A 12,462-nucleotide genomic window follows, 5' to 3' on the forward strand; every position below is an offset into this window, starting at 1 on the left:
ACGGACACCCTTACGATTAGCTAACCACTACTTCTGCCTTCGTGGCTCGGGACTCTCACCCTAGAGATTACACCCATGCCGGGCACACTAAAAAAGTCCCTTATTACAGCACAAGGCTATAATAAGGGACTTTGTCATTCTGTTTTAAGCATGTTTGTTGATAAGTTCAACTAATGCTTCTTTTGGTTGGTATCCAATTGCTTGGTCTACAACTTTTCCATCTTTGAAAAGAAGAAGTGTAGGGATACTCATAACTCCAAATTTACCTGCAGTTTCTTGATTTTCGTCAACATCTAGCTTCACGATTTTAACTGTGTCGCTCATCTCACCATCTATTTCCTCAAGCACAGGTGCAATCATTTTACAAGGTCCACACCAAGTTGCCCAAAAATCTGCTAAGACTAAACCTTCACCAGTTTCTTGACTAAAATTACTGTCAGTTGCGTGTACAATTGCCATTTAAAAGGCCTCCTTTATCTATCCATTTTCCATTTCAAGTATACCATCCATTGGAAAAAGGACATAATACTTTGCTTATAGTTTACCTTTGTTTACAATTTATAAACATTATATTGAATAAAGAAAATATATTCCAAGTCCTATAAATAAAATCGCTACAACAATTAAGACATAGGCTAAAGTTCTCACCTAGCTATCACTCCTTTGATTGTTAGATACTGGCGCCGATAATGTATGAAAGACCTACGGATATTATTAGCGAGATGAAAGCAACAGCCCGATTGTCCTTACCGATTTCTTTATCCACATCAATCGTTGGAGTTAAAAATTCGAAAATAAAGTAACCAATTAGTAACATAACAAAACCAAAAGATCCCCATGCCATCATCTCAAGGACGGAATCGTTGTGCGCTATCGAGTATCTAAAAATATTTGCGATTCCGAACATTTTACCGCCTGTTGCCATCGCTACACTTAAATTACCTTTTTTAATCTCATCCCAATTTTTGTAGGATGTCACCAATTCAAAGACAACTAAAAAAACTAAGATACAAAGGATGGCTACACTGTAGTTTGCAGCAGTTTCCACGTACGTATTTGTCCAAAAACCTGTCATGATTCTTTCTCCTCCTAGTGATACACTATTTCAATTCTAAAACAGTAACACCAAGTCCACCTTCGTTCATGTTCCCATCCTTTGCTGTAGCGATGCGTGAATGTGTTCGTGCAAAATCCTTTACTCCTTTTCTTAGAGCGCCTGTACCCTTTCCATGGATAATAGAAACTTTATGATAGCCAGCTAATAACGCATCATCAATATACTTTTCTAGCTGCTGGAGCGCATCTTCAAAACGCTCTCCTCGTAAATCCAGCTCCGGCTTAACATGATAACCTGATCCTTTTATCGATGTTAAAGGCTTTTCTAATGTTTTTTCTTCTCTTCGAATAAATAATAAATCATCGCGTTTTGCCTTCATTTTCAATATCCCGATTTGAATTTGAAATTCATTTTTTCCTGTTTGTTCAACGATTGTACCTTTTTGATCAAGTGTAAGAAGCTTCACTTCGTCTCCTGGTTGTAGTGCTTTCTTTTTAGCGTCTGCGGTTTCTTTCGGTTTTTTATTAGACGTTTCTTTAGCCAAATTCGGAGATGCCTGATCAAGTAATTTTTTCGCCTCAATCCATACATGTTCCTTAAAGTCAGCAGCTTCTTGTCGTTCTCTAAGTTCAGCAACAATTTGTTCCGCTTCTTCTCTAGCTTTCTCCACTGCTTTTGAGGCCTTCTCTTCTGCCTTCTTCATTAACTGATCTTTCTTCATTTCGTAATCAGACCATTGCTTCGTTAAATCGGCTCGTAATTCCTGCGCTTCTTCTAGGATAAGACTCGCTTCCTCATAAGCCTTTTCCGCTTCCTTACGAGATTTCTCTAGGGAACCAATCATTGTCTCTACACTTCTTGAATCTGTGTCAATATGCTTTGTCGCCTCTTTAATAATCTCGTCACGTAATCCTAATCGTTTTGAAATTTCAAAAGCATTACTACGACCTGGAACGCCAATCAATAAACGATAGGCTGGTTTTAACGTTTCTGTATTGAATTCGACAGACGCATTCACTACATTCGGACGGTTATACCCGTATGCTTTTAATTCTGGATAGTGGGTTGTAGCTACAACTCGAGCATCTTTCTGTATTGTATGATCCAAAATAGCCATAGCTAATGCAGCACCTTCTTGCGGATCTGTTCCAGCACCTAGCTCGTCAAATAACAATAAAGAATTTTGATCAAAATTGTCTAATATATCCACAATATTGGTCATATGAGAAGAAAACGTACTTAAACTTTGTTCAATAGATTGTTCGTCTCCTATATCTGCGAATACTTGTGAAAACACGGCCATTTCGCACCCATCTAGAGCAGGTATTTGTAACCCAGATTGCGCCATTATAGTACATAAGCCAATCAGCTTCAATGTGACGGTCTTCCCTCCAGTATTCGGACCTGTAATCACGATTGCAGTAAAGTCCTTTCCTAAATCAATATCGTTAGGTACGACTTCGTCCACTGGTATAAGCGGGTGCCGTGCTTGTCTTAATTTAATTACACCATCTTGATTCATCTTTGGCTTACTAGCTTTCATTTCATGACTCAATTTTGCTCTAGCAACGATAAAGTCTATATCTGCCAATATCTCCACATTGCTTCTTAAAATAGCTTCATCCTCTGCAATACGTGCAGACAATTCTCTTAAAATACGTTCTATTTCTAATCCTTCTTCTGATCTAGCTTCTTGAAGTGCATTATTTATTTCCACAACCGCCTGTGGTTCCATAAATAAGGTCGCACCTGAAGAAGATTGGTCATGAACAATGCCGCCAATTGCAGATTTGTACTCCTGTTTCACTGGTAACACATATCGATTATTACGAATCGTGACAATAGCATCTGATAACATTTTTGATTTCGTTCTTGTAATATTCTCTAAGCGATCTCGCACCTTACTCTCGCTTGTTCTTATTTTTGAACGTAAGCTTCTTAACTTACTAGAAGCGCCATCCATCATATGCCCATGATCATCAATTCGATTTTTTATTTCACGTTCCAATTCTCTTAATGGAATATAGTTATCAAGTTTTTCGTTTAATAGCGGTGTATCCAAATCCTCTATCTGTTCAATGAATTGTTTCAATTGTCTGCCACTGTACATCGTCTGAGCGATTTCTAAACATTCATGCGTATTTAAAATACCGCCAATTCCTGCTCGCTTGATACTTGGCTTGATATCGTAAATTGTTCCGAGTGGCACCTGACCTTTAAGACGCAGGATTTGGAACGCTTCATCTGTTTCATTTTGCAAATGTATTACGTGATTAAAGTCGTGAGAAGGAACTAATTGTACTACTTTTTCTTTACCAAGAGGAGATACTGCTTTTTCCTCTAGTTGACTCTTAATTTTATCAAATTCTAGCACCTTCAGTATTCGTTGGTTCATTCTCGAACCTCCTGTGTTGTTCATTAATTACTACTCGTTTTTTAAATATGACATTAAGAATTCCTTCGTCCAAGTGTTTACAACAGTTTTCTTTTTTAGTTTACCTCTTCTAGCTGTTCCACATCCATATTTCATATGCTCAAGCATCGAGTAGCTATGTGCATCCGTATTAATAGCAATAGATACACCTTTTTCTTGAGCAAGTTCTACCCATTTTGCTGCTAAATCTAAACGATTAGGGTTTGCATTTAACTCTAGAATGGTATTTGTTTCTTTTGCTTTATCTATTAACCATTCTACATCAATTTGGTATCCATCTCTTCTTCCAAGTAATCGTCCTGTTGGATGTGCAATCATGTCTACATGTGGGTTATTCAACGCAGTCTCAAATCTCTTTTTTATTGTGTCCATATCTTGATTAAAGCTAGAATGAATCGATGCAATTACGAAGTCTATCTCTTGTAAAATTTCATCGTCATAATCAAGTGAACCATCTGGTAAAATATCCATTTCAATCCCCGTAAATATATGAATATCATTATATAGCTTTCGGACTCGTTCGATTTCTTCCCTTTGCTTATACCATCTTTCTTCTGTTAATCCATTGGCAACACGTAAAAATTTAGAGTGGTCTGTTATTGCAATGTATTCATAACCTTTCTTTCTCGCATATTGAACCATTTCTTCAACCGATTGACCACCATCGCTCCATGTAGTGTGCATATGAAGGTCGCCTACAATATCATCCTCCGAGATCAATTCAAGTTCTTCTTTAGTGAATTCTAATTCTTCTTTACCTTCTCTTATTTCTGGTGGGATATATTGCAAACCAAAGCTTGCAAAGAAATCCTCTTCCGTTTTGAATGTCGTGATTTCATTCGTCTCTATATCTTCAACACCGTACTCGCTAATTTTCTTTCCTTGCGATTTAGCTAGCTGTCGCATAAGGACATTATGATCCTTCGAACCAGTGAAATGATGCAATGTCGTAATAAATTCTTCATCTGTCACTAAACGAAAATCAACATTTATAGGGTATTGACCAGTAGCTATGATCGAAATTTTAGTATCGCCTGCAGCGATTACCTCTTCCAAATCTTCAAATGCCAATAATTTTTCTTTAACTGTTTGTGTATCATCTGTTGCAATGATGAAATCAAGGTCTTTCACGTCTTCACGATACCTTCTCATACTTCCAGCGATCGAATACCTTTGAATTTCTTTTATCGTATCTAAATAATTCTCCACTCGCTCTTTAATCGTTAAGGCGATTGGCAGCGCAAGCCTAGCTGGTCTTTTCCCAACATTATCTAGTGCCTCTAGGATTTTTTCTTCTGTCTTCTTTCCAAAACCTTTTAATACTTGAACTTTACCTTGTTCACAAGCTTGTCGTAAGGAAGTCTCGTCAGTAACTTGTAACTCTTGATATAGCTTAGATAATTTCTTACCACCAAGTCCCGGTAACGTTAGTAGTGGAATTAAGCCCTTAGGTATTTCATCTTCTAACTGCTTCAGAGTTTCGGATTGATTCGTCTGGATGAATTCCGTTATTACTGCAGCTGTTCCTTTTCCAATCCCAGGTAAAGCTGTAAAGTCATCAATCTCTGAAAGTGAGCGATCATCTCTTTCCAAAGCTTGAGCTGCCTTGCGATATGCTGAAATTTTAAATGGGTTTTCTCCTTTTAACTCCATGTATATTGCGATTTTCTCTAGTAATCGAATGACATCTTTTTTATTAGTAGACATTAAATTCCTCCTCCGAATACAAACATAAGTTGCGATTTAAATACCCTTGCAGCATCTTCGTTGCAAGGGCACAGTTTAGTTACTAAACGGGTTGTTTTCAAACCAATACGTCATCATTTTCTCTGATAAGACTGGTGTTTTTTCAATCATAAACGTAGCTAAGCTCGATTGGTCTATCATAGATTGAATGAATGGGATAGGAGCTAGTGCTATGATAAAAAGGATGATGAATGCAATAAGATATACTTCAAGAAAACCTAACAAGGCACCTAGCCCACCATTTACAAAACGAATAAAAGGTAAATCCGCAATAAAATCTAACATTGTAGCTATTATTTGCAAAATAATCTTCGTTACAAAAAATAGTGTCCCGAAGGCAATCGCATTATAAAAAGCACCTTCTAGTGGAAATGAAGATAAAAACACACTCCAATCAGAATCCTCTAATAAGTTAGGGTATGGTATCCACATTTCTAACTTTGAAGCCAATGAACTATAATATCTTGCTGCTACAATAAATGCTATAATAAAACCTGTTAAATGGAGAACTTGTAGAATAAAACCTCTCCGTAGTCCGATGAGAACACCAGACAATAATAAAAATAATAATATGATGGTTAACATAACTTTTTTTAATCCTCTTTCTCATCTATTAGTTTCTGCAAAATCTCATAATCTTCTTGTAGTTTCATATAATCGTTCATTGTATTTAAGGCTGTTAGAACAGCTAACTGCGTTGTATCTAATGATTTATTTTTTTCATGTATTTCTTTCATCTTATCATCTACTAAACCTGCTATTAATCGAATATGCTCCGATTTTTCATTTCCTACAATTGTATAAGAGCGTCCCTTTATATGTACTGTTGTACGTTTCACTTTATCCTGGGTCATCATTATACCCCTTTCCGACAAATAACCTCAAAAATAATATTAACATGAAGCACCCATTATGAAAACTATCTTGTTAAAGAACTTCTTTGATATACTAGTGAAAGTAAGACATTTTGTATATGGATTTATTGATTTGGGAGGTATCCAAATGAGCAATACGGTCGTCGTTGTCACAAATGATACAATAGAAAAAATGAAACAACACTACCATTCCTTTCTTGTAAATGCACCGAGTCACGCACTGTTTATGGCAAAGAAAGGTAATGTAACGATTACTGCATATCGTTCCGGTAAAGTACTCTTTCAAGGTGGCGGAGCAGAAAATGAGGCTTCACCATGGAAATCTGAAGGAGCAATCGACAAGAAAAAAACTACTACAGTCGCTTCTTCAAACATCCCTTCTAGTTTATTACAGAGTAGCCACATTGGAACCGATGAAGCAGGGACAGGAGATTATTTCGGACCAATAACGGTTGCAGCAGTGTATATTAAACAAGCATCCATCAATTTACTGAAAGAGATCGGTATTGCAGATTCAAAAGTGTTAAAGGACCAACAAATTAGCGAGCTAGCCAAAGAAATCGTCAGCCAAAAAATACCTTATTCTCTGCTTACATTAGATAATGTGAAGTACAATAAACTTCAAAGAAAAGGATGGAATCAAGGTAAGATTAAGGCGATGTTGCATCATCATTCCATCGAAAAACTTCTTGTAAAAATTAAAGGCATGCCTTTAGACGGAATATTAATTGATCAATTTTGCGAACCACATGTTTATAAAAGATATATCGGTTCGGAAAAATTATCTTTACATGATCATACATACTTTATGACGAAAGCAGAGAGTCATTCCATCTCAGTAGCAGCAGCTTCTATTATTGCACGTGCAAAATTTGTAAAAGAAATGGACGCACTCTCCAATAAACTAGGAATAACAATTCCAAAAGGTGCCTCTCGTAAAGTTGATGAAACAGCTGCTTATATTATGAAAAAATATGACGAAGATGTGTTAGCATCCGTTGCAAAGTTGCATTTCGGTAATACGCAAAAAGCAAAAAAGTATATGTAAACTCCCATACTCTGTTTAAAAGAAATACTCGGGGTAATTTTCCCCGAGTATTGTTATACGTAATTAAGTTTATAGTGAGCAAGGCGCATACACTTTTCTTACTGTCTAGTTTCTGCGCCTACCCCCTCGAGGTCTTAAGTAATGCTAGTCGGGGGTGAATAAGGCGCATACACTTTTCTTTGTTAGCTTCTTAGTTCTGCATTAAATTCATTTTTCACTGCTTCTAAAATACGTTCATATGATTCTTCTACTTCTTTATCTGTTAAGGTGTGCTCTGGGTCTTGGTAGAATAAACTAAATGCCATTGATTTTTTAGTTTCTTCAAGATGTTCCCCTTGATATACGTCAAACACTCGGATGGACTGTAAAATGTCACCACCAGCATTCTGGATAACTCGTTGTATGTCTCCAGATTGAATCGTATGTTCCACTACAAGCGCTATGTCTCTCGTAATTCCCGGATATCGTGGAATGTCAGAAAAACTAGGTTCATTTTCGTGGATATCAACTAAATAGTCATAATCTATATCGAACACATACGTTTCATTCAAATCATACTCTTTTTCAAGTAATGGATGCAGCTGGCCTGCAAATCCGATGACCTTATTATTTATCGATAGCTCTGCTGTTCTACCTGGGTGCATATTCTCTATCTTTGTTGCTGTGTACGTAACATTCACATTTAATCTTTCAAATAATTCATCTAAGATACCTTTCACAACGAAAAAGTCAACCTTTTTCTTCTCCTGTTGCCAAGGGTGTGTCACCCATTCTCCTGTTAAAACACCTGATAAACGAAGATTTTCTTTCGGCTGTTTTGTTACTTTCTCTTCATTGGAAATAAAGACACTGCCAATCTCATACATCGCGATATTTGTCTGCTTTCTAGCTATGTTATAGGATGCAGAATCAAGCATCTCTGGTAATAAACTTAGACGAAGAACACCATGATCCTCACTCATTGGCATCGCTAATTTGACCTTTGATACTGCTACATTCTTCACATCTGGACTTATTAATTGTTCGGATCTAGCTTCGCTCGTTAACGAGTAGGTAACCGTCTCAGATAAACCAGCACCTTCTAAAAATCGTTTAACATATCGCTTGAGCTCCTGCTCTTTCGTTAGACCACCAGCATTCCCCTCACCCGTAGGCAATGTATAAGGTAAATGGTCGTATCCATAAATTCTTGCTACCTCTTCGACCATGTCTTCAAATATACGAATATCCTGACGGCGAGTAGGTGCATGAACAATGATTTCTCCGTCTGTCTTTTCATAGTTAAATTGCAATTTTCTAAGGATATCTATGATTTCTTCTTCGGATATTTCTGTACCAAGTCGATTGTTGATTCTTGAAGTTTCAATCGTTACCGTTTTTTCTGTTTTATCCAATTGATCGAATTCGGCATTTCCAGCAAGCACGCTACCATTCGCGTATTCACTCAATAGCTGACAAGCGCGTTCACCCGCAAGTCGAACACGATTTGGATCTACACCTTTTTCAAAGCGAGTGCTCGATTCACTTCTTAAATCAAACTCCTTTGATGCACGACGAACGATTTGACCTTCAAAATATGCTGCTTCCAACAGTACATTCGTAGTTTCTTCTGATACTTCTGTGCTCTGTCCACCCATTACACCTGCAAGTGCAACAGGATCTTTGCCGTCAGTAATTACGAGATGTTCTGTATTAAGTTTACGCTCTTGACCATCTAAGGTAACCAATGTTTCGTTTTCCTTTGCTTTACGAACTACTACTTCGTCAGACGAGAATTTATCAAGATCGAATGCATGTAATGGTTGACCATACTCAAGAAGTACATAGTTCGTAATATCGACCACATTGTTAATTGGTCGAATACCAGAAGCCATTAGATAGTTACGCATCCATAGAGGAGATGGGCCAATCGTTACGTTTTTTATTACAAATGCTGCATAATAAGGATTCTCTTCTTTCGCTTCAACCTTAACGGAAATAAGATCTGTTGCCTTCTCTACAGTCTCTTCGTAGCTTGGCTCCGGTAATTTTACAGGTACATCTAATATTGCCGCTACCTCATATGCCATTCCTAACATACTTAACGCATCAGATCTATTCGGTGTTAAATCAAGTTCCAAAATATAATCATCTAAATTAAGTAATGGTGTAACATCTGCTCCGATTTCCGCATCCGCATGAAATACGTAAATGCCGTCAGCACTTTCTTTTGGTACATATTTCTCATCAATTCCTAACTCCTGTAGAGAACATATCATCCCATTTGATTCAATTCCACGTAATTTCACTTTTTTAATTTTGAAATTACCGGGTAAAACAGCTCCAGGCTTTGCTACCGCTACTTTCTGACCTTGCTTCACATTTGGTGCACCACAGATAATTTGGAGTGTTTCTTCACCTGTATTTACTTGACATACATTCAATTTATCCGCGTCAGGATGTTTTTCACAACTTTCCACGTAACCAACTACTACATTTGTAGAAGGGCTAGCAAATCGCTCCATTCCGTCAACTTCGATTCCCGATTTTGTGATTTTTTCTGCAAGTTCTTCTGGTGATATACCATCTATATCTACATATTGTTTTAACCAATTTAATGAAACTAACATATCTCGTCTTCCTCCTTCTAAGCTTTATGATATTGATTTAAGAAACGCACATCATTCGTATAGAAATGACGTATATCGTTCACACCATACTTCAACATTGCAATACGTTCTGGTCCCATTCCGAATGCAAAGCCAGAGTATACTTTCGGGTCATATCCTGCCATTTCTAATACTCGTGGATGAACCATACCGCCACCTAAAATCTCTATCCAACCAGTTTGTTTACAAACGTTACATCCTTCACCATGACAAACTTTACAAGAAATATCCATTTCAACAGAAGGCTCTGTAAACGGAAAATAACTTGGACGTAAACGTATTTCACGATCTTCACCAAATACTTTCTTTGCAAATCGGTCCAAGACACCCTTCAAATCACTCATTCTTACATTTTTGTCTACATATAGTCCCTCGATTTGTGTAAACTGATGAGAGTGTGTCGCATCATCTGTATCACGACGGTACACTTTTCCTGGACAAATCATTTTTACTGGTTTATTACCACCTATTGCATTCATTGTACGTGCCTGTACAGGGGAAGTATGTGTACGCAATAAAAGCTCTTCCGTAATATAGAAGGAATCTTGCATGTCACGTGCTGGATGTCCTTTTGGTAAATTTAAAGCCTCAAAATTGTAGTAATCTGTCTCAACTTCCGGACCTTCTCTAACCTCGAAGCCCATTCCAATAAAGATATCTTCAATTTCTTCGACAATACTAGTCAGTAGGTGTGGTCCTCCGGAAGGTGCAGGTCTTCCAGGCAATGTAACATCTATCGTCTCTTCTGCTAATTTCTTTTCTATTTCCTGCGCTTCAAAAACTGTCTTTTTCTGTTCAATTGCTTGTGCTATTTTTTCACGAACTTTATTTGCTAGCTCACCTATAACCGGTCTTTCCTCTTTCGATAATTTCCCCATACCTCGGAGTACTTCAGTAATCGGTCCTTTTTTACCTAAATATGCAACTCGAACATCCTGTAATTCTTTTGCATCAGATGCGTCGTCTACCTTTTGTAACGCTTCGACTTGCAATTCTTCTAATTTTTCTCTCATCTTTTTAACCTCCTATTATTTCATCGTTTCTTTACCAATTTTCTTTACCAAATAAAAAAAGCCTCTATCCCTTGATAAAATATCAAAGGGACGAGACTTCGTTCGCGGTACCACCCTTGTTGATACATCCACTTAAATAGAGAATATATCCACCTTCATTCGATAACGGGACGAACCCGGTACACCTTTACTCTTATGAGGTCCTGGTGCCTGCTCCAGAGTGAAATTTCAATCTATGTGCGCCAGCAGTATTTTCAGTCTGGATCCTGCTTCCCTTTAGACGCATGGTCATAGTTTACTTGCTCTTTCAATGCATTATAGTTATTTATATGAATATGTACTACTATAGTATAAATCAAGCTTGCCTCTAGTTTCAAGTTTATCTTCTTTGTTTACTTTATTCAATACGTTTTTATCATTTTGCTGTTGAATTTGCAATATGATACATTAATATACCAGCTGCCACACTAACATTTAGTGATTCAGCCTTTCCGTACATTGGGATTTTCACATTTTTTGACGCCTTCTCTAATATAGATGTAGAAACTCCTGCTCCTTCATTACCTAAAATGAGAGCTAATTTTTCAGGTACTTTTACGTCCGTATAGTACTCCGCATTATCCAACGAAGTCGTCCATATTTCAAATCCAGCTTCTTTGAATTCGCCAATATAGGAATGAAGATCTCCCTCCATTACAGATAAATGAAAAACCGAGCCCTGCGTTGAACGGATTACTTTATCATTATACAAATCGACCGTTCCTTTACCTAGAATTACGGTATCAAAACCTGCCGCATCTGCAGTTCGAATTATTGTTCCTAAGTTGCCAGGATCTTGTATGCCATCCAAGAGCAAATGTTTTGAGCCCGTTGCAGCCGATACGGATTGTTTGCGTACGATTGCCGCTATTCCTTGAGGCGTTTTTGTTTCGGTTATCGATGTAAAAACATTATCTGTAACAGCATAGCAAGTATACATATCTGCCCACTCTGGTAAGGAATAGCTTTCCTCATAGATAATTTCACTTATTTCCCAATCACTCGAATGAGCTTCTTCAACTAAATGAGTACCCTCGATTAAAAAGATACCTAATTTGTCCCGTTCCTTTTTCTGTTTTAATTTTCGCCATTCTTTTACTTTTGGATTTTGTACCGATGTTATCATCATAATCACCCTTTATTAGCATTGTTCATATCATACATATTTTCTAACCTATTGGTCAAACTATGAGCGACGAATTGATAACGAGGTGATGAATGATGGATTTAAATTTACGGCATGCTATTAAGTCCAATATTAACGGAAATGATGTTTCTCAATTACAAGCAACTATTGTAGACGCAATTGAAAGCGGCGAAGAAAAAATGCTACCAGGCTTAGGGGTATTATTTGAAATCTACTGGCAGCAGGCAAGTGAAGACGAGAAACAAGCAGTATTAAAAGGGTTAGAAGATGCGGTAAATTAATAAAAAGCAACAGTTGTTAATGAGCAAATTGCCATTAATAGTCTGTTGCTTTTTTATATGTCTAGATGTATAGTAAATATAGTAGAAAGTGACTAGTGATGTAAGTACTTTTACCGTAATAAAGAATTAATATAGGTTAATTTATTCATATGTAAAAAATAAAGGAGGACTAGC

11 protein-coding genes are annotated in these 12,462 nt (G+C 37.1%); 2 read left to right on the top strand and 9 right to left on the bottom strand.

What is annotated here, in order from left to right:
- Positions 1-144: 144 nt before the first annotated feature.
- The 6 genes from trxA to zapA form a co-directional block, all read right to left on the bottom strand.
- Positions 145-459: a thioredoxin gene (gene trxA, locus GGQ92_RS13235; RefSeq protein ID WP_184249819.1), complete on the bottom strand. Its 315-nt coding sequence runs from the start codon at positions 457-459 to the stop codon at positions 145-147.
- Positions 460-670: 211 nt separating this feature from the next.
- Complete coding sequence (locus GGQ92_RS13240; RefSeq protein WP_184249824.1) at positions 671-1,075, bottom strand: DUF350 domain-containing protein; 405 nt, start codon at positions 1,073-1,075, stop codon at positions 671-673.
- 25 nt (positions 1,076-1,100) lie between these two features.
- The gene (locus GGQ92_RS13245; RefSeq protein ID WP_184249827.1) at positions 1,101-3,452 is read right to left on the bottom strand and encodes an endonuclease MutS2; all 2,352 of its coding nucleotides are present in this window, start codon (positions 3,450-3,452) and stop codon (positions 1,101-1,103) included.
- A 30-nt stretch (positions 3,453-3,482) separates the two neighbouring features.
- On the bottom strand, positions 3,483-5,198 hold the full coding sequence (gene polX / locus GGQ92_RS13250; protein WP_184249832.1) for a DNA polymerase/3'-5' exonuclease PolX: 1,716 nt from the start codon (positions 5,196-5,198) through the stop codon (positions 3,483-3,485).
- Positions 5,199-5,273: 75 nt separating this feature from the next.
- Positions 5,274-5,822 carry a CvpA family protein gene (locus GGQ92_RS13255; RefSeq protein ID WP_184249835.1) on the bottom strand — a complete coding sequence of 183 codons (549 nt, stop codon included), beginning with the start codon at positions 5,820-5,822 and terminating at the stop codon, positions 5,274-5,276.
- Positions 5,823-5,830: 8 nt separating this feature from the next.
- On the bottom strand, positions 5,831-6,091 hold the full coding sequence (gene zapA, locus GGQ92_RS13260) for a cell division protein ZapA (protein ID WP_184249838.1): 261 nt from the start codon (positions 6,089-6,091) through the stop codon (positions 5,831-5,833).
- A 148-nt stretch (positions 6,092-6,239) separates the two neighbouring features.
- Here zapA and rnhC point away from each other — a divergent pair, with 148 nt between their 5' ends.
- Positions 6,240-7,160 (top strand): ribonuclease HIII, encoded by a 921-nt coding sequence (gene rnhC / locus GGQ92_RS13265; protein ID WP_184249841.1) that lies wholly within the window; start codon positions 6,240-6,242, stop codon positions 7,158-7,160.
- Positions 7,161-7,342: 182 nt separating this feature from the next.
- Here rnhC and pheT read toward each other — a convergent pair whose 3' ends face one another.
- The 3 genes from pheT to GGQ92_RS13280 form a co-directional block, all read right to left on the bottom strand.
- A complete protein-coding gene (pheT, locus tag GGQ92_RS13270; RefSeq protein WP_184249844.1) occupies positions 7,343-9,769 on the bottom strand; it encodes a phenylalanine--tRNA ligase subunit beta in 2,427 nt (808 codons plus the stop codon).
- Positions 9,770-9,786: 17 nt separating this feature from the next.
- Positions 9,787-10,821 (bottom strand): phenylalanine--tRNA ligase subunit alpha, encoded by a 1,035-nt coding sequence (gene pheS / locus GGQ92_RS13275; RefSeq protein WP_184249848.1) that lies wholly within the window; start codon positions 10,819-10,821, stop codon positions 9,787-9,789.
- Between the two features lie 415 nt (positions 10,822-11,236).
- Entirely contained in the window at positions 11,237-11,986 is a 750-nt protein-coding gene (locus GGQ92_RS13280) for a TrmH family RNA methyltransferase (RefSeq protein ID WP_184249851.1), read from the bottom strand.
- Positions 11,987-12,081: 95 nt separating this feature from the next.
- On the opposite strand from GGQ92_RS13280, the gene sspI reads away from it, so the two are divergent.
- Positions 12,082-12,288 carry a small acid-soluble spore protein SspI gene (sspI, locus tag GGQ92_RS13285; RefSeq protein WP_184249855.1) on the top strand — a complete coding sequence of 69 codons (207 nt, stop codon included), beginning with the start codon at positions 12,082-12,084 and terminating at the stop codon, positions 12,286-12,288.
- The last annotated feature ends 174 nt before the right edge of the window (positions 12,289-12,462 follow it).

This window comes from Gracilibacillus halotolerans (genome assembly GCF_014206945.1).
Lineage (GTDB): Bacteria > Bacillota > Bacilli > Bacillales > Amphibacillaceae > Gracilibacillus > Gracilibacillus halotolerans.

What these genes read in the sequence shown, in the direction of transcription:
- trxA (WP_184249819.1), bottom strand. Translation starts at nt 459, where the DNA reads ATGGCAATTGTACACGCAACTGACAGTAATTTTAGTCAAGAAACTGGT.
- GGQ92_RS13240 (WP_184249824.1), bottom strand. Translation starts at nt 1,075, where the DNA reads ATGACAGGTTTTTGGACAAATACGTACGTGGAAACTGCTGCAAACTAC.
- GGQ92_RS13245 (WP_184249827.1), bottom strand. Translation starts at nt 3,452, where the DNA reads ATGAACCAACGAATACTGAAGGTGCTAGAATTTGATAAAATTAAGAGT.
- polX (WP_184249832.1), bottom strand. Translation starts at nt 5,198, where the DNA reads ATGTCTACTAATAAAAAAGATGTCATTCGATTACTAGAGAAAATCGCA.
- GGQ92_RS13255 (WP_184249835.1), bottom strand. Translation starts at nt 5,822, where the DNA reads ATGTTAACCATCATATTATTATTTTTATTATTGTCTGGTGTTCTCATC.
- zapA (WP_184249838.1), bottom strand. Translation starts at nt 6,091, where the DNA reads ATGACCCAGGATAAAGTGAAACGTACAACAGTACATATAAAGGGACGC.
- rnhC (WP_184249841.1), top strand. Translation starts at nt 6,240, where the DNA reads ATGAGCAATACGGTCGTCGTTGTCACAAATGATACAATAGAAAAAATG.
- pheT (WP_184249844.1), bottom strand. Translation starts at nt 9,769, where the DNA reads ATGTTAGTTTCATTAAATTGGTTAAAACAATATGTAGATATAGATGGT.
- pheS (WP_184249848.1), bottom strand. Translation starts at nt 10,821, where the DNA reads ATGAGAGAAAAATTAGAAGAATTGCAAGTCGAAGCGTTACAAAAGGTA.
- GGQ92_RS13280 (WP_184249851.1), bottom strand. Translation starts at nt 11,986, where the DNA reads ATGATAACATCGGTACAAAATCCAAAAGTAAAAGAATGGCGAAAATTA.
- sspI (WP_184249855.1), top strand. Translation starts at nt 12,082, where the DNA reads ATGGATTTAAATTTACGGCATGCTATTAAGTCCAATATTAACGGAAAT.